This is a genomic window from Nocardia sp. NPDC003963, from assembly GCF_053605105.1.
Window position 1 is genome coordinate 12,963 of sequence record NZ_JBSGIP010000008.1, and the last position, 25,774, is coordinate 38,736.

The 25,774-nt window shown below is 67.9% G+C and carries 21 protein-coding genes; 5 read left to right on the forward strand and 16 right to left on the reverse strand.

Going from position 1 to position 25,774, the window contains the following annotated elements; all coding sequences use genetic code 11:
* Positions 1 to 39 precede the first annotated feature (39 nt).
* Positions 40 to 1,191: a zinc metallochaperone AztD gene (aztD, locus tag ACWEWT_RS16740; protein ID WP_452559846.1), complete on the forward strand. Its 1,152-nt coding sequence runs from the start codon at positions 40 to 42 to the stop codon at positions 1,189 to 1,191.
* 142 nt (positions 1,192 to 1,333) lie between these two features.
* Here the strand turns inward: aztD and ACWEWT_RS16745 are convergent, their stop codons facing one another.
* The gene (locus tag ACWEWT_RS16745) at positions 1,334 to 3,442 is read right to left on the reverse strand and encodes a hypothetical protein (protein WP_452559847.1); all 2,109 of its coding nucleotides are present in this window, start codon (positions 3,440 to 3,442) and stop codon (positions 1,334 to 1,336) included.
* Between the two features lie 337 nt (positions 3,443 to 3,779).
* On the opposite strand from ACWEWT_RS16745, the gene ACWEWT_RS16750 reads away from it, so the two are divergent.
* Positions 3,780 to 5,144: a TerD family protein gene (locus tag ACWEWT_RS16750; RefSeq protein ID WP_452559849.1), complete on the forward strand. Its 1,365-nt coding sequence runs from the start codon at positions 3,780 to 3,782 to the stop codon at positions 5,142 to 5,144.
* A 123-nt stretch (positions 5,145 to 5,267) separates the two neighbouring features.
* A complete protein-coding gene (locus ACWEWT_RS16755) occupies positions 5,268 to 6,071 on the forward strand; it encodes a FadR/GntR family transcriptional regulator (RefSeq protein ID WP_452559850.1) in 804 nt (267 codons plus the stop codon).
* Here the strand turns inward: ACWEWT_RS16755 and ACWEWT_RS16760 are convergent, their stop codons facing one another.
* The 13 genes from ACWEWT_RS16760 to ACWEWT_RS16820 all read right to left on the reverse strand — a co-directional run bounded on the left by ACWEWT_RS16760 (position 6,072) and on the right by ACWEWT_RS16820 (position 20,037).
* Positions 6,072 to 6,974, reverse strand: a complete 903-nt coding sequence (locus ACWEWT_RS16760; RefSeq protein ID WP_452559852.1) for an acyl-CoA thioesterase — start codon at positions 6,972 to 6,974, stop codon at positions 6,072 to 6,074.
* The gene (locus tag ACWEWT_RS16765; protein ID WP_452559853.1) at positions 6,971 to 7,372 is read right to left on the reverse strand and encodes a DUF427 domain-containing protein; all 402 of its coding nucleotides are present in this window, start codon (positions 7,370 to 7,372) and stop codon (positions 6,971 to 6,973) included. Before ACWEWT_RS16765 ends, ACWEWT_RS16760 begins: the two co-directional genes overlap by 4 nt.
* A complete protein-coding gene (locus ACWEWT_RS16770) occupies positions 7,372 to 8,031 on the reverse strand; it encodes a carboxymuconolactone decarboxylase family protein (protein WP_452559855.1) in 660 nt (219 codons plus the stop codon). The genes ACWEWT_RS16765 and ACWEWT_RS16770 overlap by 1 nt, the downstream gene beginning before the upstream one ends.
* A gap of 96 nt (positions 8,032 to 8,127) precedes the next feature.
* A complete protein-coding gene (locus ACWEWT_RS16775) occupies positions 8,128 to 8,679 on the reverse strand; it encodes a nuclear transport factor 2 family protein (protein WP_452559856.1) in 552 nt (183 codons plus the stop codon).
* A 25-nt stretch (positions 8,680 to 8,704) separates the two neighbouring features.
* Positions 8,705 to 9,586, reverse strand: a complete 882-nt coding sequence (locus ACWEWT_RS16780; RefSeq protein ID WP_452559857.1) for an SDR family NAD(P)-dependent oxidoreductase — start codon at positions 9,584 to 9,586, stop codon at positions 8,705 to 8,707.
* Positions 9,579 to 10,109: a nuclear transport factor 2 family protein gene (locus ACWEWT_RS16785; RefSeq protein ID WP_452559859.1), complete on the reverse strand. Its 531-nt coding sequence runs from the start codon at positions 10,107 to 10,109 to the stop codon at positions 9,579 to 9,581. The genes ACWEWT_RS16780 and ACWEWT_RS16785 overlap by 8 nt, the downstream gene beginning before the upstream one ends.
* A 15-nt stretch (positions 10,110 to 10,124) precedes the next feature.
* Positions 10,125 to 11,561, reverse strand: coding sequence for an aldehyde dehydrogenase family protein (locus ACWEWT_RS16790; RefSeq protein WP_452559861.1), 1,437 nt, complete (start codon positions 11,559 to 11,561; stop codon positions 10,125 to 10,127).
* Complete coding sequence (locus ACWEWT_RS16795) at positions 11,561 to 13,267, reverse strand: thiamine pyrophosphate-binding protein (protein WP_452559862.1); 1,707 nt, start codon at positions 13,265 to 13,267, stop codon at positions 11,561 to 11,563. Before ACWEWT_RS16795 ends, ACWEWT_RS16790 begins: the two co-directional genes overlap by 1 nt.
* On the reverse strand, positions 13,264 to 14,184 hold the full coding sequence (locus ACWEWT_RS16800; RefSeq protein ID WP_452559864.1) for an SDR family NAD(P)-dependent oxidoreductase: 921 nt from the start codon (positions 14,182 to 14,184) through the stop codon (positions 13,264 to 13,266). Before ACWEWT_RS16800 ends, ACWEWT_RS16795 begins: the two co-directional genes overlap by 4 nt.
* Before the next feature lie 29 nt (positions 14,185 to 14,213).
* Complete coding sequence (locus tag ACWEWT_RS16805; RefSeq protein WP_452559866.1) at positions 14,214 to 16,037, reverse strand: flavin-containing monooxygenase; 1,824 nt, start codon at positions 16,035 to 16,037, stop codon at positions 14,214 to 14,216.
* 42 nt (positions 16,038 to 16,079) lie between these two features.
* The gene (locus tag ACWEWT_RS16810) at positions 16,080 to 17,453 is read right to left on the reverse strand and encodes an aromatic ring-hydroxylating oxygenase subunit alpha (RefSeq protein WP_452559868.1); all 1,374 of its coding nucleotides are present in this window, start codon (positions 17,451 to 17,453) and stop codon (positions 16,080 to 16,082) included.
* 123 nt (positions 17,454 to 17,576) lie between these two features.
* Positions 17,577 to 18,422 carry an SDR family NAD(P)-dependent oxidoreductase gene (locus tag ACWEWT_RS16815; RefSeq protein ID WP_452559870.1) on the reverse strand — a complete coding sequence of 282 codons (846 nt, stop codon included), beginning with the start codon at positions 18,420 to 18,422 and terminating at the stop codon, positions 17,577 to 17,579.
* Between the two features lie 7 nt (positions 18,423 to 18,429).
* Positions 18,430 to 20,037, reverse strand: coding sequence for an SMP-30/gluconolactonase/LRE family protein (locus ACWEWT_RS16820; protein ID WP_452559872.1), 1,608 nt, complete (start codon positions 20,035 to 20,037; stop codon positions 18,430 to 18,432).
* A 715-nt stretch (positions 20,038 to 20,752) separates the two neighbouring features.
* Here ACWEWT_RS16820 and ACWEWT_RS16825 point away from each other — a divergent pair.
* The gene (locus ACWEWT_RS16825) at positions 20,753 to 21,418 is read left to right on the forward strand and encodes a pentapeptide repeat-containing protein (protein WP_452559874.1); all 666 of its coding nucleotides are present in this window, start codon (positions 20,753 to 20,755) and stop codon (positions 21,416 to 21,418) included.
* Positions 21,419 to 21,421: 3 nt separating this feature from the next.
* Here ACWEWT_RS16825 and ACWEWT_RS16830 read toward each other — a convergent pair whose 3' ends face one another.
* On the reverse strand, positions 21,422 to 21,991 hold the full coding sequence (locus tag ACWEWT_RS16830; RefSeq protein WP_452559876.1) for a TetR/AcrR family transcriptional regulator: 570 nt from the start codon (positions 21,989 to 21,991) through the stop codon (positions 21,422 to 21,424).
* A 131-nt stretch (positions 21,992 to 22,122) separates the two neighbouring features.
* On the opposite strand from ACWEWT_RS16830, the gene ACWEWT_RS16835 reads away from it, so the two are divergent.
* Positions 22,123 to 24,582 carry a 2Fe-2S iron-sulfur cluster-binding protein gene (locus ACWEWT_RS16835; RefSeq protein ID WP_452559878.1) on the forward strand — a complete coding sequence of 820 codons (2,460 nt, stop codon included), beginning with the start codon at positions 22,123 to 22,125 and terminating at the stop codon, positions 24,580 to 24,582.
* A 126-nt stretch (positions 24,583 to 24,708) separates the two neighbouring features.
* Here the strand turns inward: ACWEWT_RS16835 and bla are convergent, their stop codons facing one another.
* The gene (gene bla, locus ACWEWT_RS16840; RefSeq protein ID WP_452559879.1) at positions 24,709 to 25,656 is read right to left on the reverse strand and encodes a class A beta-lactamase; all 948 of its coding nucleotides are present in this window, start codon (positions 25,654 to 25,656) and stop codon (positions 24,709 to 24,711) included.
* Positions 25,657 to 25,774: the final 118 nt, after the last annotated feature.

A 25,774-nucleotide genomic window follows, 5' to 3' on the forward strand; every position in this document is an offset into this window, starting at 1 on the left:
TCTCGCTGCCGCAGCCAGCACAACAGAATGAGGGAGCTCATGCATATTCGGACCGGCCCGAAACGGGCCGCGGCCCTGTCCGGCCTGCTCACCGCGGTCGTCGCACTGAGCGGCTGTGGCGGTGACACCACGGCGGAACAGGCGATCGCCGAACCACTGGCGGTGACCTACGACGGCGGTATCCATCTCCTGGACGGCAATACCCTGGTCCGGTCCGGCGGCGTCGAGCTCGCCGGATTCAACCGGATCAACCCGGCCGGCGACGACCGGCACATCATCGTCTCGGTCTCCGACGGATTCCGGGTGTTCGACGCCGTCGGCGGGCAGTTCACCGATATCGAGTTCCCGGGTCCGAAACCGGGGCATGTGGTGCGCCACGCCGGACGTACCGTGCTGTTCTCCGACGGCGCCGGCACCGTGACCTCGTTCGATCCCGCCGACCTCGCCGCGGGCGCCCCGCCGACCTCCGAATACCGGACGCCGGAACCGCATCACGGGGTGGCGGTGGAACTGGAGAGCGGTGAAATGGCCGTCACGCTCGGCACCGCGGAGGAGCGGGTCGGGCTGGCGATCCTGGACGCCGGGCGGCAGGAGATCGCCCGCAGCGAACAGTGCCCCGGAGTACACGGCGAGGCCACCGCGGCCGGCGACACGCTGGTCGTCGGCTGCGAGAACGGTGTCCTGGTCTACCGCGACGGCAAACTCACCAAGGTCACCAGCCCGACCCCCTACGGCCGGATCGGAAATCAGGCCGGCAGCGAGGAGTCGCCGATCGTCCTGGGCGACTACAAGAAGGATGAGCACGCGGAACTGGAACGTCCCGAGCAGATCTCGCTGATCGATACCGAATCGGGCACCATGCGCCTGGTCGATATCGGCACCAGCTACACCTTCCGGTCGCTGGCCCGCGGACCCGGAGGCGAGGCCCTCGTCCTCGGCACCGACGGTGGGCTGCGCGTGATCGATCCGGCGAGCGGCGAGATCGTGCGGACGATCGAGGTGGTCGATCCGTGGCAGGAACCGATCGATTGGCAGCAGCCGCGCCCCGCGCTGTATGTGCGCGGCGGTATTGCCTATGTCAGCGATACGGCGAACAAGCAGATCCACCGGATCGATCTGGCCTCCGGCGCGGTGACCGCGTCGGTGACACTCGACGAGGTGCCGAACGAGATCAGCGGCGTCGAATCCTGAGCGCTGTACCGATCTGCTCGCCCGGCACGGCATGAGGGGCCGGGCGAGCGCCACACCTCGCGGCAGGCGGTCCGGGAAATCGGGCCGCCTGCCGTCGGGTGATCCGGGCACCGTGTGGCCGGGTGAACCGGGCCCGCACTGTTCAGGATTGCCACGGGTCCAATCCCTCCGCGGGATCGAGATGATCCAGATTCGCCACGCGCATCGCCGAGCGCATGAGCAGGAGGCGGTTGGCTTCCGTCGGATCGTCGTAATACCGCTGCGCGGTGGCGAGGTGCGCCGTCGCGAGCCGGCTACCGATCGACCAGCGGGTATCGCGACCCACCGAATTCCATTCCGCGGGGGTGATCGCGGCACGCAGCGCACGTCCGGAATCCCAGTTCCGCTCGACCCGCCGGATGAAGTCGTGATCCAGGACGGCGTTCGCGGTGGGCGCGTTGCTGTGCCGTGCGAAACCCTCCGCCGCCACCACGGCCTGCGCCGCGAAGGCCCGCGCACCGGGCTCACCGGCCCGGTTGTTCGCCGCGTAGGCCGCCGCGACCGTCTTCTGCAGGGGTAGGAACCCGTAGGGCCCCTGCGATCTGGTCGCCTCCTGTACGGCGAATGCCTCCAACGCTCCCGCGATCAGGTGATCGGACGCGCCGATCGCGCGCAGCACCGGCGCCAGCTGTGAGTCCGGGATGCGGTTGTCGCGCATCATCTTCAATGTCCGCGCCACACCCATCTCACTGCCCGCGCCTCCGAATCGCTCGGCTTCCCGGAGCGCGACCAACCGCCAGTTGTGGCGGGCCAGATCGCTCCAGCGGTAGGACTCCTCCATACTCGCGCTGGATACGGCAGCCGCCCGCTGCACGCGCCGGGCACCGCGGGCGAGCGGGTGGAACGGATGTACGGTACCGGCCGCGATCCACGCCACCAGCGGTGAATTGTCCAGCGTATTCACGGCACCGAGCGTGCCGATGAGGCCGGGTTCGTGCCCGCCCGTGGTTCGGCCACCGGCGCCGCCCCCGCCGCCGGGGCCCGGGGCCGACCGGCCCTGTAAGGCCGTACCGATTCGCTCGGTCACCTGCCCGGTCCCCCTGGTCAGCGCACGGCGGAGCCGCGCCAACTGGGAGATCGCAACGATCTCGACGAGCGCGGCGACCACGATCACCGTGACCACCTGCCCCGGCGCCTGATCGAAGAGGTTCCCCAGGAACAGCAGGTAGATACCGAGGAACACGGTGAAGGCGCACATCCGGAACGCGGCGAAACCACAGGTGACGAGATTGCGGACGAGAAAGGTCTGCGTCGGCCCGTAGACATAGCCGCCGGCGACGAGCCCGAAGATCGCCAGGATCCCGTGGTAGACCGTATCCAGTGCGCACCGGACCACGAGGCAGGCCAGCGTGACGGCGAAAACCAGCAGGACAGCGCCGCACAACAGCAGGAGCAGACCGATACCGAGCTGACCTGTCGTGGGGTGGGCGATTCGCGCGGCGGCGGCGGTATCGCCGCAGCCGGCCATATGCGCGCGCAGGCCGTCGGCCGCGCCCTCGGCGACCCCCGCGTTCCACACGGCGGCGCACCGGCCGTCGAGCACATGCCCGAAGTTCCACACCTGCACCGGATTCCGCGCGAAATCGTCCGAGATATCCGCCGACAGCGTCTCGACGAGACGATCCGGTTCCGAACCGTTCAGCCCCGCCGCGACCGCGAGACCCACATCGCGGCCCTGGGCCGGCCACCCGTCGGGCGACAGCAGATCCGGCGCCGGGCCGAACAGCAGCAGTCCGCCGAGCACCGCCACCGCGGTCATGGTCACCATTTGCCGCGCGGCCCGTGCCGGGCTGCCGCGAATTATGAACCACGCCACTATAAATGCGCCGATCGTCGCCGCGGTGATCGATATCACCGGATCGGCGAGCTGCCGGGATATCGCCTCCGCCACACCGTGAACGGCCGACGAGAACAATTCCATCCATTGGAAACTCAGGGCATATCCGATGAACCATATCGCCGTGGTCACGATAACCATGTAACCGACGAATTCCAGACCGAGCAGCGTCCACAAAACCGTGTCACCGGGTCCGGACAGCCCACCCCGGTCGATCAGGAACGAGTAATCGGCCAGCGGGACACCACCCGAGTCGACCACCCCTGTCCAGGACAAACCGTCCATCCGTGAGACCGGGTGCTCCGTCCGGCCGGGCTCGGCGGCCACCGCCACCGCGCCGATTCCTCCCGGCAGCACGAGAATTCCGTAAAACAATGCCGCACAATATCTCCCGCGCCGGAACCATCTGCCCGCGGCAGAGATCCACCCGTACCGGGACGGGAATTCCGGTCCCACTCCGGTCAACGTCCGAGAAGAACTGACACCATATGAATACTCTTTTCCACAATCTGGACCGGATTCGGCGTACCGATGGATTATCCATTTCGTATCCACGGCGGCAAGGAATGAATTCTCGCTGGTGAAAATAGTTGTCCGATCAACCACACACCGGAAACGAGCAGCGTCGGCCGCGACCGGCGCACCGGGCTCCGGAACGAACGCCCGGCCCTAGTCTGGACAGGACAACAGAGTCGAGCGCGCCGGAGTACAGATGTCCCGAGTGATCAGTAAAGGCGGCAACGTCAGCGTTACGGGTGGGCAGTTGCGGGTCTCCGCCACGCCCAGCACCATCGATCTGACCGCCCTGTGCCTGCGGGCGAACGGCAAGGTCGGCGGCGACGAGGATTTCGTCTTCTACAACCAGCCGGTCTCGCCCGACGGCGCCGTCCGGCTCGTCGAGGGTGCGATCGAGATAGATCTCGCGGGGATCGCGCCGGACATCGACCGGCTCGTGGTCTCCGCCTCGGTGGACTCGGGCACCTTCGGCGGCCGCGAGCTGCACGTACGCATCGACGAACGCCCCGGAGCGGGCTACGACCTGCCCATCACCGGCCTCAGCACCGAGACCACCGTCGTCCTGGCGGAGGTGTACCGGCGGGCGGGCGCGTGGAAGATCCGCAATGTGGGGCAGGGATACGCGACCGGGCTGGCCGGGCTGGCAACCGATTTCGGGATCACGGTGGACGACGCCCCGTCCCCGCCACCCACGCCCGCCGCACCGCCGCCCGCCCCGTTCGTTCCACCGGCGCCCCAGCAGTGGGCCCCGCCCACCGCACCGGCACCGCCCGTTCCGCCGGAACCACATCCACACCCCGTACCCACCACGCCGGTTCCCGGAGCCCCGCCCTACCCCGCGCCGGCACCGGCGGCCGCGGGATTTCCGGCCACCGGTTCCGTGCCACCGCCGTCCCACCCCGCCCCGGGCGCTCCCGCGCGGCCGCCGGCACCCGGGGTGAATTTCACCAAGGGCGCCGTAACTCTCACGAAGGGCGCGCCGCCGGTCCTGCTCGAGAAGGCCCCGCTGGTCCGGCTGCGGGTGGCATGGGCGAGCGGTACCGACTACGAGGCCTATGCCCTCGTCGTCCTGGCGGACGGGAATGTCGTACACGTGGCGACCTTCCCGGCCGCCGGTATCCCGGCGAACCCGCAGCACGGCGATCTGGTGCGTCATCTCGGCGACCGGGGTCGTGGTGATGTGCAGCGCGGCGGCGGCCGGACCGAGGAGATCATCGAGGTCCGGCTCACCCCGCAGATCCTCGCGGTGATCCCGGTGGCGTATTCGGCGATCAACAACGGCACGGGTTCGTTCCACAAGTACCGGGTCACGCTGTCGATCGAGAACGGTGCCGACAGTGTGTCCATCCCCGCCGACCAGGCGAAGAAATCCAGCTGGATCTTCACCTGCGTACCGGGCATCGTCTACAACCGTCCGGAGGGCGTGCTCATCGAACGACTGGAGCTCTACAGCCGGCGATTCTCCGAACACCGGCCCACGGCGATCCTGCACCCGGACGGACGCGTCGAAGTACGGATGGACAAAGGTCCGGTGAACCAGTTCAAACGGGACAACACCTGAACCCACGGCCGCTCGGTACGCCCGCATCGGCCATCTTTACAACCTTTGCAATCTTTTAAGAACTAACAGGTTCACTGATAAACTCCCGGGTATGGCGCATTTCTGCGATCGGGAGCGGTCCCGGTGACGGCCCCCCGGCGGGGCCGGGTCACCCAGCACCGGGTGGCCCAGACCGTGGCGGCCGAATTACGGACCCGGATCCTCAACGGCACCGACGACTACCGGCTGCCCACCCAGGATCAGCTGGTCCAGGAATTCGGTGTCTCCTACCCGTCGATCCGGGAAGCGATCCGGATCCTGGAGACCGAAGGTCTGGTCACCGTGCGGCGCGGGAACGTCGGCGGCGCGGAGGTGCACCGGCCGGACGAGACCTCGGCCGCCTATCATCTCGGCCTCGCTCTACAGGGCGGCCGGGTGACGCTGCGGGATCTCGCCACCGGACTGCAGATGCTCGAACCGATGTGCGCCGCGGAATGCGCGCGCCGCGCGGATCGGCTCGAGGCAGTGGTCCCGGTACTCGCCGCGAACGTCGAGAAATCCATGGACCTGATCGACGACGGTGTGGCGTTCACCCAGACCGCCCGCGAGTTCCACGATCTGGTGGTGTCGTTCACCCCGAACGCGACGGTCCGGTATGTGGTGAGCAGCCTGGTCGCCCTCTGGTCGGCCCAGGAGGAGGCGTGGGCCGAAGCACTGACCGGGCGCGGCGAATACCCGTCGCCGGAACAGGCCCGGGCCGCGGTCCGCACCCATCAGAAGATCGTGGACGATATCGCGTCGGGGCAGGCCTCGGCGGCCGAGCATATGGCGTGCGCTCATCTGGCCGCCACACAGTCACTGCTGTTGGAACGGTTCGACGACGGTATCGTCAACGCGTCGTCGACCCTGGCCCAGCAGGCGATCCGCTCCGGCCAGGGCCGCCGCTGATCACAGGCGGGCCGCGCTGGGTATCTCGTTCACCGGCCCGCTGTCGAACGCGCGGATCATGGCGTCCTGGGTGAACGAGGCGATCAGCGCACCGTCGCCGGTGCTGATCTGACCGCGGATATGCGCGGTCCCCGCACCGACGAAGGTGGCCTCGTGGTGGTAGCGCAACCACCCGTCCCATGCCACCGGGTCGTGGAAGGTGATACCGATACCCATCGGCGCGGTCGACAAGGTGTGATGGGCCTGGGCGGTACCGAGACCCGCGTGCGGCCGCAGTGCGGTGGAGATCCCGAGATGACCGGTGAAATGGGCGAGGACGGCGCGCCGGAGTTCGTCGGCGGTGGGGACCTCGTCGTAGCGCAGCCACGCGTCGACCACGGGCGGCCCCACTTCGTCCGGGTCGTTGATATCGGCACAGTCGATGATCCGGACCTCGCGCCCCGGCAAGGCCAGACTGCCTTCCGGCCCGGCGGTTTCGGGGCCCGCGACCGGCAGGCCGGCGGGCCGGTCCCGGCGCACCAGGTCCGGTTGCGGCGAATCCAGCAGTACCGTACAACTCGTCCGGACCTTCGAACCCTGCCGCACGGTCACCGTGGCACTGGCGAAACTCCGGCCGGACCTGATCGGTGTGACGGTGAAATCCAGCGGGATATCCGGATCGGCGGCCGAGACGAACAGCGCGTGCGCGGTGCGGGCGGTCCGGCCGGGTTGGGCCCGGGTCGCCGCGACGATGCTCTGGCCGAGGATCTGGCTGCCGTCCACGACCCTTCTGCTTCCGCCGTCGCTGTCGCCGGAGAAATGCGCGGGTTCGGCCGGATCGGCCCGTACATCGAAGATCTCGACCATCCGCGCCATCGACGACTCGGGGATCCCGGTGTGTTCCGGGTCGGGCCGGCCGCTCACGACCGGACCCCCGTATAGCGGCCGGCGCCGACGGTCACGGCGACCACGCTCTGATCGAAGGCGATATAGCTCGCGAGCCGGGCGACCGGCGGGTGCGGATGCGGATAGGTCCAGGCGATCCAGGGCCGTTCGCTGCCGGGCACGGTCCAATAGGACGCTTCACCCTTGAACGGGCAGACGGTGTGCAGGTCGACGGTTTCGAGCTGGGTCAGGTCCACCGAGTCGCGCGGGAAGTACACGACCAGACCGTGATCCTGTTCGTCCACCACCAGGCAGGCATCGCTGACGGCCAGCTGCCGCGAACCGAGGGTCGCGGTCATGACATTGGTGCGGGCGAGCAGGTCCACGCGGTAGTCGGGACGCTGCCGGTAGCCGGACGGAACGGGTTCTTCGCTCATCACTGCTCCGAATCTTCGCTGCTTCGGGTCACGGCCGGGTCCACCGCGCCGGATACGGGACTCCGCATACCGAACGCATCGGGTACCGGCAGATACGGGGCCAGGTCCGGTTCGGGGCGGACCCCGAAGGAGCGCAGAGCCATGGCCAGCATCGCGTAGGTGCCCACAGTGAACACTATGTCCATCAGCTGCTGTTCGTCGAACGTCTCGGCCAGCGCCTGCCAGGTGCTGTCATCGACCGCGCCGGTATCGCGCAGATCGTCGGCGGCCCGCAGCAGCCCGGCCTCCTCCGGTGCCCAGCCGGGAGCGTCGGGCCCTGCCCCGATCCGGGCGATCTCGTCGTCGGTGAGCCCCGCGTTGCCACCGAGTACTACGTGCTGGGCCCATTCGTAGTCGCTGTCCCACAGGTGGGCGACACGCAGGATGAGCAGTTCCCGTTGCCGGTCGGTGAGTTTCGTGTCGTAGAGGAAATGCCCGTTGAAGGACAGAAAGGCCATGGTGAGCGCGGGATAGCGGGCCAGCGTGCCCAGCAGGTTGGTCCCGGACCGGGTATTCGCCGGGGCGGGGCCGCCGTGGTGCACCCGGGACCGGAAACCGGCGAAGAAGGTCCGTAGTTCCGCCGGCCAGTCCCGGGGTTTCAGCGGGAATATCCGCTCCATATCCCTCTCCTTCTCGTCCGTGTTCGGAATCTCCCGGTACCGCCCGCGGTCCGTGATCGGATTCGTTGTGCGCCGGTGCGGGGCCGGGCAGTGCCGTCAGCCCGGGATATTGCGTGGCCGCCGATTGCGCAATGGGCGCGTGTAGGACGGGTCAGCACCGCTGCGCGCGGGAGCACCGTCGGCGAACAGGTCCGCCACCCCGGCGAACGGAAGCGGCAGGGTCGGGACCGTCCCCGACCATTCGACGACATTGGTGCGCAACGCGATCCGCCACTCGCCGTCCCGGCGCTCCAGCCGGTCGAGGTACCGGCCGCCGGCCAGCCAGTTGGTCTCGTCCCGGTTGCGCGCCGCGAACAGGTAGTAGGTCTCGGTGTGCGCGGTATCGCCGTCGATATCGCAGGTGTGGTTGAGCAGGTTGTGCTGGGTGGCCGACTGGCCCTGTTCGTGCATGGGCGCGGCCCATTCGTAGAGATCGCCGGGGCCGCCGACGAACTCTCCGGCGGCGATGACCGCGTCGGGATGGAACGCCGACAGGAACAGCACGCGATCGAATCTGTCCATTCCGCGGCTGAACCGGGTCAGGCAGTCGACGATGTCCTGCCGGTCCAGCAGTGCGGCGAGCCGGTCCTGCCGGTCTGTGGTGGTCATGGTGTCCTCGGAGGTCGGGTGCTGGTCAGGTGACAGGTGTCCAGATCGGTGCCCCGCGGATATCCCGCAGCGAGGGGATCTCCCGGCCGTCGATATCGGTGATGCCGTACTCCCGCCCCAATTCCGCGGCGATGAAGGTACCGCCGCTGCGGTTCATGAGCGTGGGATCCGTGGCGAGCGCGGTGATCACCCGTCCGGGATACTCCGGCGAGCAACCGTGGGCGGGTGTGGTGGCCGCCTGCGCGGAAAGCCCGGGAACGGCGGCCAGATTGCGCTCGGCGCGTTCGGTGAGCGTCAGCCCCTGCCACAGGGCGACCGAGGCGATACCGGTGGATTTCAGCTCGATCGCCATATCCCGGGCCATCCGGTCGACCGCCGATTTCGCGGTGCCGAATACGACACCGTAGGTGTAGGCGACACCGGTATAGCCGGAGATCGCGACGATCAGCCCGGAATTCCGCGGGAGCATCAGGGGTACGGCGCAGCGGGCGGCCACGAAATTCGACCGGACCCCGACATCCACCATCTCCCAGTTCGACAGCGGCTTCTCCCAGAAGGGTTCCGGATCGGTGAGATCCGCCGGCAGCGCGAAGGCATTGTTCACCAGGATGTCCAGCCGGCCCTGCTCGGCGGCCACCTGGTCGAAAAGCGCCGCGACCTCGTCGTCGGCGCGGTGATCGACACGTACCGCGATCCCGCTACCACCCCGGCGCGTGCATTCGGCGGCGGTTTCCCCGATGGTTCCCGGGAGTTCGTGATCGCCGGACTCCACGGTCCGGCCGGTCGCGTACACCGTCGCGCCGTTCTCGGCGAGCGCCAGCGCGATCCCTTTGCCGATCCCGCGACTGGCACCGGTGACCACCGCGACTCGCCCGGACAGCGGGCCCGGCGCCGGATACCTACTCACCGAAGAACTTCTCGCTGTAGTCACCGTGCGCGCGCCCGATGAACCGGTCCTCCCGCAGCGGCGCGCCCAGGACACCCCGCGACCAGTCCACCGAGACGCCCTGGTCCTGCACCCAGTCGTAGAGCATGATGCGTTTACCGATCCGCCACCGGTCGTCCCGTCGTTCGAACCGGTCCAGGTAGCGGCCGCCGAGGACCGAATCCCGGTGTTCGGGGCCGGTATCGAGCCGGTGGTAGGCGATCACCTGGGTTTCGGCGAGCGCCACCGTGTCCCGCAGGTCGATGGAGGTCTGCCCCAGCAGGTGCTGGGTCGCCACCACCGCCGGGGCACCCGGGACGACCCAGTTCAGGTACTGGTCGAAGGTGCCGTCGAAGATTCCGAAATCCACGGTGGCATCGGGCCAGAACGCATCCTTCAGCAGGGTGGCGTCGCGCCGGTCCTCGCCCCGCGCGAGCCGGACGATACGGTCCCGGATCCGTGCGTGGGCGAGGATCGTGGCGATCTCGGTGGTGTCATCGTCCATGGCCGTGACCGCGACCTAGGCTTCGGCCGCGTCGGGCGCGTACCCGAGGATGCCCTTGAGTTCCAGGTACTCGTCGAAGCCGGCCGCACCCCATTCGCGTCCGTTCCCGCTCTTCTTGTAACCGCCGAACGGGGCGGCGAAGTCGAAACCGCCGTTGATGGCGATCGACCCCGCCCGCAACCGGCGGGCCACGGCCCGCGCCCGATCCAGATCGCGGCCGGCGACGAACCCGGCCAGGCCGTATTCGGTGTCGTTGGCGATCCCGACCGCGTCGTCGATGCCGTCGTAGCCGATGATCACCAGGACCGGACCGAAGATCTCCTCCCGGGCGATGGTCATATCGTTGGTGACATCCGCGAACACCGTCGGCCTGACGTAGAAACCCTTGTCGAGCCCGTCGGGCCGGCCGGGGCCGCCGGCGACCACGGTGGCGCCTTCGTCGATGCCCTTCTGGATGAGTGCCTGGACCCGGTCGAATTGCGAACCCGCGACCACCGGCCCGAGGGCGACGTCGCCCGTGGGATCGCCGACGGTGATGCCCTCGGTGGCCGCCCGCGCCGCGGCCACGGCTTCGGCCATCCGGGCGGTGGGGACCAGCATCCGGGACGGTGCGCTACAGGTCTGGCCGGAGTTGCCCATCATATCGGCCACGCCCTGACCGACATTGGTGGCGAGATCCTCGTCGTCGAGGATGATGTTGGGGCCTTTACCGCCGAGTTCCTGGGCGACCCGCTTCACCGTGGGTGCCGCATTGCGGGCGATATCGATACCGGCCCGGGTGGAGCCGGTGAACGAGATCATATCCACGCCGGGGTGCGCGGACAGCGGTACGCCGACGCTGGGACCGTCGCCCTGAACGAGGTTGAACACCCCGGCGGGCAGGCCGGCCGCGTCGAGCACCTCGGTGAAGATCTGGCCGGTGAACGGGGACCGCTCGGACGGTTTGAGCACCATGGTGCATCCGGTGGCCAGGGCGGGGAACACCTTCACCGCGATCAGCGCCATCGGCCAGTTCCACGGGGTGATGAGACCACATACTCCGATGGGTTCCTTCACGACCAGGGTGGCGCCGCGCTGTTCCTCGAAACGGAACTCGCGCAGCACCTCGGTCGCCTGCTGGAGGTGCCCGAGCACCAGATCCACCTGGAACCCCCCGGCCAGGCCGCTGGGCGCACCCATCTCCTCGGTGAGCGCGGCGGCGAGATCCCCGGTGCGCTTCCGATATTCGGCGCCGACGGCACCGAACAGTTCGAGCCGATCGGCGACCGAGGTCGCGGCCCAGGCCGGAAATGCCGCCCGGGCCGCGGCCACCGCGGCGTCCACATCCGCGGCGGATCCGGCGGCGACCCGTCCACAGACCTCTTCGGTGGCGGGATTGACCACCTCGAAGGACCGATCGGCCGCGGGCTCGGCCCACCGCCCGCCGATATAGAACTTCAGGTATTCGCGCATCACTGCATCCCTTCCGCGTACCAGGTGCGGAACTCGTCGTAGCTGGGCATTTCCTCCGAGTTGGCCTTCGGGTCCACCGCGACGTGGATCACGCCCGGTTTACCGCTGGCGAAGGCGCGTTTGATGGCAGGCGCGATCTCGGCATCGGTTTCGACGTATTCGCCGTAGCAGCCGAATCCCTCGGCGACCCTGTCCAGCCGGGTGTCCTTGCTCCAGTGCACCGCGGTCTCCCGGGAGCCCTGGCCGAAGGTGCGCTTGTACACCCCGACCTCGAGTCCCCACGCGTAGTCGACGGCGACCACGCAGACCAGCGGAAGGTTCAGCCGCGCCGCGGTTTCCAGTTCGGCGATCTGGAACTGGAAGGAGGAGTCGCCGGTGATCATCAGCACCGGGCGTTTCCCGCCGTCGGCGACCGAGGCGCCCACCGCGTAGGGCAGGCCGGTACCGAGGTGGCCGAAGTTCTGGTTCCAGATCACATCGTGCGGTTTGCACTGGGTGTAGGTCCAGCCGAAGATCGTGGTGGCGCCGCCGTCACGGACCAGGATCCCGTCGGCCGGGAATTCCTTGGTGGCCTCCACGACCAAGCGGGCGGGATGGACCGGCGTACTACCCGACGGGGCGTTCTCGGCGAGTTCGGCGAGCCGGGAGGCATCCTGTTCGATCCACTGCGCGAGTTCGGGGGTCGCGGTACGCGGAGTGTTACGCAGGGCCGCGGTGAGTTGCGGGACGATCGCGCGCAGATCGCCCACCAGGGGTACGTCGATCGGCCGGTTGACCCCGATGGCGGTGGGGTCCTGTTCGACCAGGATCCATTTCCGCTCCTCCTCCCCCGCGACCCAGTGCCGGCCGCGCCCGTAGTGCACGGGTTCGCCGAGTTCGGTCCCGATGGCCAGACACAGATCGGATTTCACCACGGCGTCCACCGCCGAGGGGGAGAAACCGTAGGGGAAGGTGCGGTCTTCGAGACCTTCGATGAAGGAGGTACCGCCGGAGGTCTGGATCACCGGGCAGGCCATGAGATCGGCGAGGGCCTTGACCGAGGCGCCGGCCCGGGTGGTGTGCACACCGTGCCCGACCAGCAGGATCGGCTGCTTCGCCTGCCGGATGAGATCGGCGGCGGCGTCCACCCTGTCCTGGCCGGCGGTCTGATCCACCAGCCGGTACCGGTGTGGCGGCAGTGGTGCGGCGACGTCGAGTTCCTCCTGGATCACATGGGAGGGATATTCGATGTAGACCGGGCCCGGGGTTCCGTTCAGCGCCTTGCGCAGGCCCTCACGGATGATTTCGTCGGTCTGGTCGGCGTACTCGATACTGGCGGCGTACTTCACCGACGGTTCGAACAGTCCGGACTGTTTCACGAACTGGATCCGGCCGCGGCGCACTCGCTGTTCGGTGATCCGGGCCCGCTGCCCGCCCAGGAAGACCACCGGCGAATTCTCCACCTTGGCGCACATCATGGCGCCCGCGAGATTGGCGACACCGGGACCGAGGGTGCCGATGCACAGGGCGGCTTTCCCGGTCATCCGGGAGACGGCTTCGGCCATGAACCCCGCCGATTCCTCGTGGTGCGGGGACACCACATTCCAGCCACGTTCGTCGGCGAGGTGGAACAGGTGCACGAAATTCGGGTCCGGGATGCCGAAGAGGGTGTCGATACCCTCGGCCTCGAAGAGATCCAGAATCCGTTCGTAGACTTTGACCGTCATACTCGTTTACCTCCCATGGCCATTGCGAAACTCCGGCCGATATGGTCGCTGTGGGCCGACGGAACGACCGGCAGCAACCATGAATCCTTGATGTCACGTATTTCGTCGATACGGGCCCCGATATCCTCGATGGACCACTCCGGCTGGTAGACGCCGGGGGTTTCCGCGATATAGGCCCGTGCCACCCGGCCCGCCAGCGCCACCAGCATTTCCCCACTGACCGAGCACGATTCGTGCGCCAGCCAGGCCACCGCGGGAGCCACCAGTTCCGGCTCCATCGGCGGATATTTCGAAGTATCGATACCGTCGGCGAGCCGGGTGACCGCCGCGGGCACGATCACATTCGACCGCACCCCGAATTCGGCGCCCTCGAGCGCCACCACATTCGACAACCCGATCACGCCGGCCTTGGAGACGGCGTAATTGGCGACGTTCTGATTGCCGTACAGACCGCCGATGGAGGAAGTCAGCACGACCCGTCCGTACCCGGCCTCCCGCATCACCGGAAAGGCCGCGCGGACTACGTGGAACGCGCCGCGCAGATGTACGTCGAGGACGGAATCGAAATCCTCGTAGGTCATTTCGGTGAGCGGCGCGTAACGCACATTGCCGGCATTGTGGACGAGCACATCGATCCGGCCATAGGTGGCGAGCGCGGTGTCCACGATCGCCCGGCCACCGTCCGGGGTGGCCACCGAATCGGCATTGGCGACCGCCTGCCCGCCGGCGGACACGATCTCCTCGGCCACGGCCCCGGCGACCCCGATATCGCTGTCACCGCCCGGGATACCGCCGCCCACATCGTTCACCACGACCCGGGCGCCCCGGGCGGCCAGCAGCAGGGCATACGCCCGGCCCAGGCCGCGACCGGCCCCGGTGACCACCGCGACCCGACCGTCGAACCGCATCTCGGACAACGCTTCTCCTAACCCTTCGCCGCCGCGTGTCATTCGCCGAGCGCCAAACCCTCCAGGCCGCCCGTCTCCCGCCAGCTCTGCAGGATGTCCTCCAGGGCATAGAAGCCCGGCCAGTACGGTTCGCCGAGATGGGAGCGGATGTTCTGCTCGCCCTCGTTGTTGTAGTAACCGGGCGTGCATTCGCGCTGGAAGTTGCTGTTGTCGACCGCGGTTTCCCGGATGGTGGCGCACCAGCCGGCCACGGCCTCGGCGGTCGGTTCCACCGTTCGCGCATCCCGGTTCAGCGCCTCGCCGATGATGTAGGCGGCGTGGGTGGCCTGCTGATCGAACATATCGGTGGTGCTGGCGGTGACACCGCCCTGGATGAAGCCGGTGAAGAAGATATTCGGGAAACCGTCGCTGGTGAGCCCGTGCAGCGTGCGGTAGCCCTGTGACCAGTGGTCGTACAGCGAGAGCCCGTCGCGGCCGGCGAACGGATGGATACCGTAGCGGCGGTCGAGTTCGGTGGTGATCTCGAACCCGCTGGCGAAGATGATGCAGTCGACCTCGTGTTCCACCCCGGCCGCGACGATCCCTTTCGCGGTGATCCGTTCGACGCCCTTGGTGGCCGACACATCGACCAGGGTCACATTGTCGCGGTTGTAGGTCGGCAGGTATTCATCGTTGAAACAGGGCCGCTTGCAGAGGAATCGGTAATACGGTTTGAGCGCCGCGGCGGTCGCGGGGTCCGCGACGATCTCGTCGACCCGCTGCCGGACCCGTTCCATCGCCCGGTAGTCCTGGTGCTCCCGGATCTCGACGAATTTCTCCGGTGTGACCTCGGCCCAGAGGTTGTTCTCGTCCAGATAGGACTGCACATTACGGCTGACCTCGGTCCAGCCGTCGCATACCAGATCCGGCTGGCCGGGCGCGAACGCCTCGAACGCGGCGGTGTGGAAATTGCGGCGGCGCTGCAACTGCCAGCCCGGCTGCAGCGATTTCGCCCATTCCGGATCGGTCGGCACGTTACCGCGCTCGTTGATATAGGACGGTGTGCGCTGGAAGACGTAGAGATGCTCGGCCGAGCGGGCAATATGCGGGATCACCTGGATACCACTGGCGCCGGTGCCGATCACCGCGACCTTCTTGTCCTCCAGGCCGGTGAGCCCGCCCCGCATATCACCGCCGGTGTAGTCGTAGTCCCAGCGGGCGGAGTGGAACATATGGCCGGTGAAATCGTTCAGGCCCGGGATACCCGGCAGTTTGGGTTTGTTGAACGGTCCCTGCGCCATCACCACGAACCGGGCGCGGATATCGTCGTCGCGGTTGGTGCCGATCCGCCACCGCTGGATGGATTCGTCCCACTCGAGGGACTTCACCATCGTGGAGAAGACCGCCTTCTCGTAGAGCCCGAAATGTTTGCCGATCCGCTGGGCGTGCTCGAAACATTCGTCGCCGTAGGCATATTTCTGGGTCGGGATGTATCCGGTCTCCTCCAGCAGCGGCAGATAACAGTAGGCGTCGGAATCGCATTGGATGCCCGGATACCGGTTCCAATACCAGGCGCCACCGAAATCCCCGGCCAGTTCGACGACGCGGAAATCCTCGACGCCGGCCTGTACCAGCCGCGCGCCGGCGGTGAGCCCGGCCCACCCGCCACCGAGGACCGCGACGTCGATCTCTTCGTTCAGCGGTTCCCGGGGCACCACCGGGGTGTAGGGGTCGCCTTCGAAGAAGTCGGTGAACCCGTCCTCGGACGCCACGTACTGCTTCTGTCCCTCCGGCCGCAGCCGCTTATCGCGTTCGGCCAGATACTTCGCCCGGAGCGCGGCACGGTCGATCTCGGGGGTCTGCGTGGGTGCGCAGTTGTTCATTCGGATTCCTCGGTGGGGTGGATCGGGCCGGCGGCGCCGGGGTCAGGTGAGGTCACGCGGTTCGCCGGTGCCCATGTACTTCGCGAGGTTGTGGTGCAGGTTCACGACACTGCGCTCGCGATACGGATTCGGTTTCGGGCCCGAGAAGCCCAGGGTCTTCATGCCCTGCTGCACCGCGGCCATATTGTCGAAGTCCTGCGGCAGGACCGTGCGCCAGGCCGGATCACCCTCCGGGGTATGGATCCACTCGGTCTCCGGCGCCTCGCCCTCGGGGAACAGCTCGTAGACCGCGGCCTCGAAAATGCATTTGTCGGGGTCGTAACCGTAGGGTCGCGCGCTGTAGCAGAGCATATTGTTCACCGCGTGCCCGATCTGGAAATTCGGGAAGATCTGCCACGCGGTACCGGCCGCCGCGACATCGGCCGGGGTGACCGTCGGCCAGACGACACCGCGCTTCTCGTCGTCGGCGCGGGCCGCGGCCAGCCAGTGCGCCATCACCTCCGGCCCCGGGGTGCCCTCGGGCAGTTCGTCGACCAGCCGGCGCGCCGCCTCCACCATGGTCCAGGTGGTGTTGGTGTTGGCGTTCTCCCAGGTGAAGTTCTGCAGTTCGATGGTGGATTTCCGAGCGTCGGGTCCGTGGCCGAGGCGGATCTTGCCCTGGCTCTCCTCCTGACCCTTCGGCGCGTCGTAGCCGATATTGCTGTGTTTGCCCTGTGCCCGCGCCCAGCCCAGGAACATGCCGAAGTTCATGAACTCCGGATGGGTGTAGGGGACGTGATAGGTCTCCATGAAGGCTTCGAGGGCGACTTTCCAGTTGCAGTCGAACACCAGCCAGCGCCGCCACCGGTAACGCATGTTCTCCAGCTGGAACGGGTTCAGCAGTGTGGCCGCGGGTTCGAGGTATTCGCGCAGGGTTTCCGACGGATTCGGGTCCGGGTTGACGAAGATCCAGCCGCCCCAGGTATCGACATGCACATCGACGAGCCCGTCCCTGCCCTCGGTGAGACCGCACGGCCAGTCCTCGCGTTCGGGCACGAAGGTGTTGCGGCCCTCGAGGTCGTAGCGCCAGCCGTGGAATCCGCAGACGAACTGTTTCTTCTGCCCGTGGGCATTACGTTCGCCGGCGGGAGTGTCGACGAGGCGCCGGCCGCGGTGGGCGCACACATTGTGGTAGGCCCGGATCTTGTCCGGCGCCGTCCGCACGATGATCAGCGAATCGTCGAGGATCTCGTAGGTGAGGTAGTCGCCGACCCGGGGGATCTCCTCGACCCGCCCTACCTGCTGCCACACCTTGCGCCACAGTTTGTCGCGTTCGGCCTCGACGTAATCGGGACTGAGGTAGGCCTCCACCCCGATCGTCATCGGCGTGGACAGCGGTTCGGTATTCGTGGCGATATCGTCGACGGTGTCGCTCATGCCTCCGCTTCGCTCCGGCACGAGCGAGGGCTCGGCTGTGTCGATTGATCGCTCGCTACGCTCACTCATGGCGTTCTCCCACCCCGGGTCCGGGGAAAGTCGGTGTCGGTGCAGTGCATTCGGTCAGCTGGTGATGGCGGCGCGGAATCCCTCGTCCTTCAGGAACAGCGAGGTGTTGTCGGCACCCAGATGGGTCCATTTCAGATTCAGTCCGCCGTCGACCAGGAGTGTCTGGCCGGTGATATAGGACGACAGCTGCGAGAGCAGGAACAGCACCGCGCCGGCCTGTTCCTCGGGGCGGCCGCGGCGGCCCATGGCGATGGCCGTCCGGTCGCGTTCGGGATCCTCGTCCACATAGGTGCCCGAAGCCGGGGTCTCGGTGACGCCGGGCGCGATCGCGTTCACCCGGATATCACCGAGCGCCAGTTCGGCCGCCAGCGTCCGGGTGGCCGCCACCAGCGCGGCTTTCGCGGTGCCGTAGGCGATATGGAACGGGGCGGTGTTCATCCCGCTGATGGACGACAGCGAGACGATCGACCCCGCGCGGCCCGCTGCCCTGATCTCCGCGGCCACGGCCTGGCTCATGAAGAACATGGATTCGAGGTTCTGGTGGAAGAGGGCCCGCCAGTCCGCGCGTGTCACCCGGGTCGCGGGCATCCAGGTGGCGGGCGCGGCGCCGCCGGCGATATTCACCAGACCGTAGAGCTCGCCCTCGGCCTGCCGGGCGGCTGCCAGGACGGTGGCGATTCCTTCGTCGGTGGCCGCGTCGGCCTGCACCGGAATCACCTTCAGCCCCTCCCCCGCAAGAGGTTCCACATGCTTCGCGAGATTCTCGGCACCCCGGCTCACCCCGAGCACGGTCGCTCCGGCCCGCGCGACCAGCCTGGTCACCGCGGTGCCGATACCGCCGCCGCCCGCCCCGGACACGATCACCACGCGTCCGTCGAGCCCGAAGAAGTCGTCGGTCATCTGTTCCTCACCCGTCCTTCCGGAACGCGAGCACACTGCCTTCGGCGTCGGCGGCGATATAGAGGGTGCCGTCGGCGGCCGCGGCGATACCCGCGAACGGCCCCTGCGGCCCCGAGAACGGCGGCATGCCCAGTAGCGGTTTCGGTGTCACGCCCGGCGGCGCGCCCACCGGCAGGTTCCAGGCCAGGACCTCGCGCGCTTTCGTCTCCAGATCGACCGAGACCAGAGTTTTGGCTCCGGAGTCCACGACCAGCAGCTGCGACCCGCGAACGAGGATGCCCTGCGGGGTGTCGAGACCGTCGACGACGGTGTCCACCCCGGCGGGCGTGACCGAGACGATCCGGCCGGCACCGGATTCGGCGACCAGCAGGGTGCCGCCCCCGGTGAAGGCCACGCCGAGCGGTTTCCGCAGCCCCGACGCGAGCACATCGACGCCGCCCCCGCTGTGCACTCCGAGTACGCGTCCGGTGCCGAACTCGGTGGTCACGATGATCCCGCCGGGGCCGACCTCCACGCCGTAGAGCTGATCGAACGGAGTTTCCGCACCGGCCAGGAACTCGCATTCGCCCGCCGCCGGCCGCCAACGGGCGATCTGCCCACCCGCGGTGGCGACGACGAATTCGCCCGGCCCGGTGGCGGTCACTCCGCGAGTGAACCCGGGATAGCCCGGGCTGAACAGCATGCCCTGGGTTTCCAGCCCGTCCGCGCCGACGGCATAGAAGTAGGTGCCGTCGGCGACGAAGAGGGTTCCGTCGGGGCCCACGGTCAGATCCAGCGGCCAGTTCAGCCCGCCGGGCAGGGTGGTGCGGGTTTCCCCGCCGGCGAGGATCTCGGTGATCTCACCGGTGAAGTTGGAGACGAACAACCGCCCGTCCACCAGGGTGCAGTTGTCCAGCCCGGGGTTCAGCTGGGCCAGCAGGGTCTTCTCCCCGCTTCGCGGGTCGATCCGCAGGACCTGACCCGAGGCCACCTGGGTGGAGACGATGAAACCGTCCGCGTCGAACTTCACCGAGTCCGGTACTCCGAGATCGCCCGCGACGCGCTCGGGCTCGCCGCCGTCGGGATGGATCCGCCAGATCTCGTTGGTGCCCATGACCGGGTAGTAGAGGAGTCCGTCGGGCCCTACCTCCATGGCATTGGGCTGTTCGATGTTCTCCAGCAGGATGCGGGGGGCGCCCCCGTCGAGCGGGAGTTCCATCAGCCGGCCGCCGGGCCGGCATTCGTTGACGAACAAGCGGCCCCGGTGGACGGTGATGCCGTTGGCGCTGGGCAGATCCGCCCGCAGCAGCCGGGTGGTGCCGTCGGGGTGCCGGGCGCTGACCCGGCCGTCCATCACCTCGGTGGCGTAGAGAGTGCCGTCCGGATGGAAGGCGCAATCGTCGGGGGCGATGATATCGCCGCCTTTGGCGCTGACGGTTTCGATTGCGCCGGTGTCGATATCGAGTGCGCTGATCTGGCTGCCGGTCACCTGGGCGATGTAGATCCGGCCGTCGGGGCCGGTCCGCAACCCGTTGGCGCCGAACAGCCTGCTGGGCGCGGTGACCCGCCGCCGGCTCCAGCCCGCCGCGAGCCCGATCGACTGGCCGCCCTGAAAGCGAGCCCCTTGCTGCAACATTCCGACTGACTCCCAACCGACCCGGCCGATAGCGCTGATCCGCCTCGATGTCGAGGACTTGTAAGGAATCTAACGCCCCATCCAGGCAAGCGCAATAAGTATTGCAATCTTTGTAAGGATAGATCCGGGTGGGCGAGGGCGTGCTCGATCACCCCCTCGCATCGCCCGGTATCAGCGACCGGAAGCACGTCCCTTTTCTGCGAGAATACCATTCTCTATTTGGGAAACGCGTAAGTCCGGCCAGATCGGTCGGCAGACTTTCGCGCAGGTCAACAAGGATGCCGCAATAAAATCGACCGCTCGCCGGTCACCCCACCGACCGACCGGTGAGCGCGATACCACCGGCTCCACCGCCGGACGCCGTCACCAGGTGAGCGACCTGTCACCACCCCTGGGCGACAGACGTCGCACCCCATACCGATCCATTCGTCTCCGGACCACGCCGGCACCGAACAGGTCCCGGCGGCATGCGCGGTTCCGAAAAGGAATCGCGCTGATTCGATGCCGTGAACACCTGCGCACACCGGGATACGTTGCGTGGTCGGAGGGTTCGTTGCCGGACGGAAGCCTGCAACTCGAGTGCGAAACACAGTGCGTAGCAGCTCGCGCATGGTCCTCGACCCGAGCGAGAGAGGACCTTCAGGACACGACGGTGAGCTATCGCCCTGTCCCCGGGCGGGTGTAGCGTCTCGGACGAAGTCCACCGAGTTGTCGATTGCGATCTCGTGAGGGTGCCGTGCCGCGGGAACTGACCGATCTGCCGTTCGCGAACCTGCTGGAACCGGCGGGCCCGATCGGCGCCGAAGGCGAATACGACTGCCTGCGTTTCGACGATACGGTCCTGTCCGATCCGGATGCGCGCCACACCGTGTTCGACCAGTGTGCGTTCCGTGGAGTGCGGCTGGACGGCGGTTCGGCACGGAGCGCGCGCTTCGGCGAGGTCTGGTTGCACGGGGTCCGGATCACCGGAACCGATATAGCGGACGCGGTCTGGATGGACGCCGAGATCATCGAGGGCGCGTGGTCGGGCGTCGAGGCCGGCGGTGCCGAGTTGCGCCGGGTGGAGTTCCACAACTGCAAACTCGATTCGGTGAACTTCCGGGGCGCGAACCTGCTGAAGGTCCGGTTCGTCGACTGTGTGCTCCGGCATGTCGATTTCGGTGGCGCGAAACTGAACGAGGTCGATTTCCCGGGTTCGGAGATCTCGGCACTCGCGATCCGGAACGCGCGGCTGACGAAGGTCGATTTCCGCGGGGCGCGGGCATTACGGGTCGACGAGGGTATCGATGCCCTGCGCGGCGCGATCGTGACCCCGGGCCAATTGCTCGATCTCGCCCCGGCCTTCGCCGCGTCGGTGGGTCTGCTCGTCCGGCCCGAGTAGCCGTCAGCGCCCGGCGCGGGTGATCGCCCTGGTCACCGTCGCGGCGACTTCGTCGTCGGTGAGGGCGCTGTCCTGGATCAGCGCGTGCGAGAGCACCGTCCGGACCACGACTTCGGCCGCGTGCCGGGGCGGCAGCGCCAGGTGTTCGTCGTCGCGACCCGCGATCAGGGGCTCGGCGATCGCGGCGACGGATTCGACCAGGTTCAGTTGCGCGTTCCCGTGTTCGATGGCCACGGTGAGCAACCAGGCGGGCTCGTACACGCGCAGATAGTTGAAGGCTCGGTGTTCCCGCAGATAGCGCAGTGCGAACAGCGTGGCCGTGCGGGCGATTTCGCCGACCGTGGTGTCGAGTTCGAGTACGGCGAACGCGGCGGCGACCATTTTCGCCACCTCGTGCCGCCCGACCGCGGAGACCAACCCGTCCTTGTCCCCGAACTCGCGGTAGGCGGTGGCTCGCGACACCCCGGCCCGGACGGCGACGGCGCTGTGGGTGAGCCCGTCGAGACCGCTCTCGCCGATGAGTTCGACCGCCGCGTCCAGCAGCGCGTCCGATGATCGGGTCGAGGAGGTCATGGCTCTTTGTACCGCGCGGCGGACCCGGCTTGCCACATCCGCGCTACTGAGACTAATTTGTCCAATAGTCTCAATCGCGCCGCTGGGCTCCGGTGGACGGAGACCGCGGGACAACGATGTCGGAGGCGAAGATGACCGGTACCGGATACGCGGCAGTACCACCGCCGCAGCACCGGCGGGCCGTGGTGCTGGGCGCGAGTATGGGCGGACTCCTGGCCGCGCGGGTGCTCAGCGAAAGCTTCGCCGAGGTCACCGTGATCGAACGCGACGATCTGTCGGCCCCGGGGGATCGGCGGGGAGTCCCCCAGGGCAGGCATGTCCACGCGCTCCTGGCCCGCGGACGGCAGATCCTGGAGGAACTGTTCCCCGGTATCACCGCCCAACTGCTCGCCGAGGGCGCGGTGGAATGCCGCTCGCTGACCGAGATGCGGATGACGATCGCCGGGCATACGCTGCGGCAGTCCGATTCCGGATACTCCCTGCTCCAGGCCGGCCGCCCGTTCCTCGAATGGCGGGTGCGCGAACGCGTGCGCGCCCTGCCCGGGGTGCGATTGGTCGACAACACCACCGCGACGGAACTGCGCACCGACGCCGCCCGGACCCGGATCACCGGTGTCCGGGCCGCGGGCCGGGATTTCCCGGCGGATCTGGTGGTGAGCAGCCTGGGACGGCAGGGCCCGATCGGCGACTGGCTGGACGGGCTCGGCTATCCACGCCCGGCCGAGGAGGGGGTTCGGATCGATATGAAATACGCGAGCCGCTACCTGCGCCTGTCCACCGGATCCACACCGGCCGACAAGGAGATCGTGGTCGCGAACCAGAACCCGGCCCGGGGCCTGGCACTGTTCGCGGTGGAGGAGGGCAGGCATATCCTCACCCTGATCGGCTACGGAAAAGATCATCCGCCCACCGATCCGGACGGTTTCTGGCGCTTCGCGGCGTCGGTCGCACCCCCGGACGTCCGGGCCGCCCTGCTCGACGCCGAACCCCTGACCGATATCGCGACCTACCGGTATCCCGCCAACCGGCGCCGTCGTTACGAACGGCTCGACCGGTTCCCGGCGGGTCTGCTCGTATTCGGTGACGCGGTATGCAGTTTCAGTCCGGCCTTCGGGCAGGGAATGACCGTTTCGGCCCTACAGGCCCTGCAGTTGCGCGCCGTCCTCGCGGCCGGCGACCACGATCTGCCCCGCCGGTGGTACCGCGCCGCGGCATCCGCCGTCGACGACGCCTGGGCGATCACCGCACTGTTCGATCTGGCCATGCCGCATGTGGATGCGTCCGGGTGGCCCGTCATGCGCGCGCTGGGCCCGGTGGCCGGGCTGGCGATGGCGGTCGGCGAACGCGACGCGGCGATCGGCCGGCAGATCTCACGTATCGCCGGGTTGCTGGAACCACCTACCGCGATATTGCGCCCGGACCTCGTCGCCCGGACGGCGCGCGCGCTCGGCGGTATCGCGGTCCGCCGCCTTGTCCGGCCGGGTGCGAATGGGACCCGGCCGAGCCCGCCCGCCCTGTTCGATCCGCAGCCGCACGGCCCGGCGCGCGGATTCCACCGGCTCACCGTGCGTTCGGTGGTCCGTGACACTCCCGACAGCGCGATCGTCGAGTTCGAGGTCCCCGCGCGACTGCGCGCCCGGTTCGATTTCCGGGCCGGTCAGCATGTGACGATCCGCGGCACCCGGTACGGCGAACCGATCCGCCGCAGCTATTCACTGTGCGATCCCGCCGGATCGGATCGCCTGCGTATCGCGGTGCGGCGTCCGGAGTTCGGCGCTTTCGGTTCCTATGTCCTCGACCATCGGATCACCGGCACGGCACTCTACGTCTCCGAGCCGTCCGGAACCTTCACCCCGGCCCCGGATCCCGCGGCCCGGCGCCGCTACATCGCCGTCGCGGCGGGCAGTGGAATCACCCCGATCGTATCGATCGTCGCCACTCTTCTCGAAGCCGAACCGCACAGCCGTATCACTCTGCACTACGGCAGCCGAGATAACGCGCACATCATGCTCGCCGCCTCTCTCCAAGAGCTGGCCGGCCGCTACCCGGGGCGGCTGGATATCGTGCACCACCTGTCCCGCCGGCGCACCGGATCGCGGATCGACCCCCACGGCCCGGCCTACCGGTTCGCTCGGATCGATCCGGCCGAGATCGCCGGCCACGAGGCCGACGAATGGTTCCTGTGCGGGCCGAAAGCCCTGGTGACCGCTACGGTCACCGCGCTGGAGGCCCGCGGTGTCGAACGGACCCGGATCCGTACCGAACTGTTCGAGACCCGGCGACCCGAACCTGCGCGGGCCGACGGCGCGCCGAGCCGGATCACCCTCACCGGATACGGCGAACCGCTGGAGTTCGAGATGCCGCGCGACCGCCCGATCCTGGACGCGGCCCTCACCCGGCGGGAGGACCTCCCGTACTCCTGTCTCGGCGGCTCGTGCGGAACCTGCCGCGCCACACTCGAACACGGCAGGGTCGAGATGGACGACGATCCGCTGCTCGCGATCACCGCACAGGATCTCGCCGCGGGCCTGGTGCTCCCGTGCCGGGCCAGGCCGGTCACCGCGGAGGTGACGCTGCGTTTCGCCGGGTGATCACGCGGCCCGCGCACTCACCGCGCCGGGCCGCCACCACCGGTTCATCGGCGGCCACTCGACCGGTCGGCAGTTCTCGCGGATCCGCTCAGCGGAAGTGACACAGGGAGATCCGGTGCGCGGATCTCACTGCGACATGGTGCCCAGAACCGCTGCCGTCGCGTCGGCGACCGCGGCATCGGCCCCCGCGGCCATCGGATAGCCGGTCGTCGAACGGCTGAAGATCACCAGCACCAGCGAAGTCCCGGTCGGACTCCACACCACCCCGGCGTCGTTGGCCGTACCGTAGGCACCGCTACCGGATTTGTCCGCCGCCACCCAGCCGATCGGCAGACCCTTGCGCAGCCGCTCCCGCGAGGTCACGCTCGAGCGCATCCAGCTCGTGAGCATGCGCCGGTACTCGGTACTCAGGCCGTCGCCCAGGACCAGTTTGCGGTATCCGGCGGCGAGCGCGGACGGCGTGCTGGTATCGCGCGGGTCACCGATCTGCGCCTCGTTGAGTTCCGGCTCCCAGCGGTCCAGCCGGGTCTGCACATCACCGATCGAGCGCGCGAAATCGGTGACGGCGCCCGGCCCCCCGAGCCGGCGCAGCAGCAGGTTGACCGCGGTGTTGTCGTTACGGACCAGCGCCGCCCGGCTCAGGTCGTAATAACTCATGAGTTCACCGGCGTGGTAGCTGGTGACCGGTGAACTGATCACGAGGTCCTGCCGGGTGATCAGTACCTTGTCGCTCAGGTCGAGTTCCCGGCGTTCGGCGAGCCGCAGAATCGCGGCCACCGCGTACACCTCGAAGGTCGAGGACATGGCGAATCGATCGTCGGCGTTCCACTCGAAGGTGCGCCCGCCCCGGGTATCGACGGCGGCGATCCCGAACAGCACGTTGTACCTCGACTGCAACGTCATGAGAGTGTTGCTGAGGTCGGTGGTCTGCTGAGTACTGACCGACGCGGAATCCGCCGGCGTACCGGTATCCCCGTCACCGCACGCGGCGGCGGCGAGCGCGACCGCGGTCAGGACGAGCGCCAGTGATCGCCGACTCGACGGAATGCGATGAGCGGATCGGTTCGGTTTCACCCTGGCAGCAGACACCCCATGCTCGGCGGCCGCCAATATCCGACACTCCCGTACACCAGTCGCATTTGATATAAGACCAGTTGGAAGCGGGTTTCATTGCTCGAAACGGCCGGTTGAA

Excerpts from the sequence above, each read along its gene's own strand:
- aztD (WP_452559846.1), top strand. The coding sequence starts at position 40 with ATGCATATTCGGACCGGCCCGAAACGGGCCGCGGCCCTGTCCGGCCTG.
- ACWEWT_RS16750 (WP_452559849.1), top strand. The coding sequence starts at position 3,780 with ATGTCCCGAGTGATCAGTAAAGGCGGCAACGTCAGCGTTACGGGTGGG.
- ACWEWT_RS16765 (WP_452559853.1), bottom strand. The coding sequence starts at position 7,372 with ATGAGCGAAGAACCCGTTCCGTCCGGCTACCGGCAGCGTCCCGACTAC.
- ACWEWT_RS16770 (WP_452559855.1), bottom strand. The coding sequence starts at position 8,031 with ATGGAGCGGATATTCCCGCTGAAACCCCGGGACTGGCCGGCGGAACTA.
- ACWEWT_RS16775 (WP_452559856.1), bottom strand. The coding sequence starts at position 8,679 with ATGACCACCACAGACCGGCAGGACCGGCTCGCCGCACTGCTGGACCGG.
- ACWEWT_RS16785 (WP_452559859.1), bottom strand. The coding sequence starts at position 10,109 with ATGGACGATGACACCACCGAGATCGCCACGATCCTCGCCCACGCACGG.
- ACWEWT_RS16790 (WP_452559861.1), bottom strand. The coding sequence starts at position 11,561 with ATGCGCGAATACCTGAAGTTCTATATCGGCGGGCGGTGGGCCGAGCCC.
- ACWEWT_RS16795 (WP_452559862.1), bottom strand. The coding sequence starts at position 13,267 with ATGACGGTCAAAGTCTACGAACGGATTCTGGATCTCTTCGAGGCCGAG.
- ACWEWT_RS16805 (WP_452559866.1), bottom strand. The coding sequence starts at position 16,037 with ATGAACAACTGCGCACCCACGCAGACCCCCGAGATCGACCGTGCCGCG.
- ACWEWT_RS16810 (WP_452559868.1), bottom strand. The coding sequence starts at position 17,453 with ATGAGCGACACCGTCGACGATATCGCCACGAATACCGAACCGCTGTCC.
- ACWEWT_RS16815 (WP_452559870.1), bottom strand. The coding sequence starts at position 18,422 with ATGACCGACGACTTCTTCGGGCTCGACGGACGCGTGGTGATCGTGTCC.
- ACWEWT_RS16820 (WP_452559872.1), bottom strand. The coding sequence starts at position 20,037 with ATGTTGCAGCAAGGGGCTCGCTTTCAGGGCGGCCAGTCGATCGGGCTC.
- ACWEWT_RS16830 (WP_452559876.1), bottom strand. The coding sequence starts at position 21,991 with ATGACCTCCTCGACCCGATCATCGGACGCGCTGCTGGACGCGGCGGTC.
- ACWEWT_RS16835 (WP_452559878.1), top strand. The coding sequence starts at position 22,123 with ATGACCGGTACCGGATACGCGGCAGTACCACCGCCGCAGCACCGGCGG.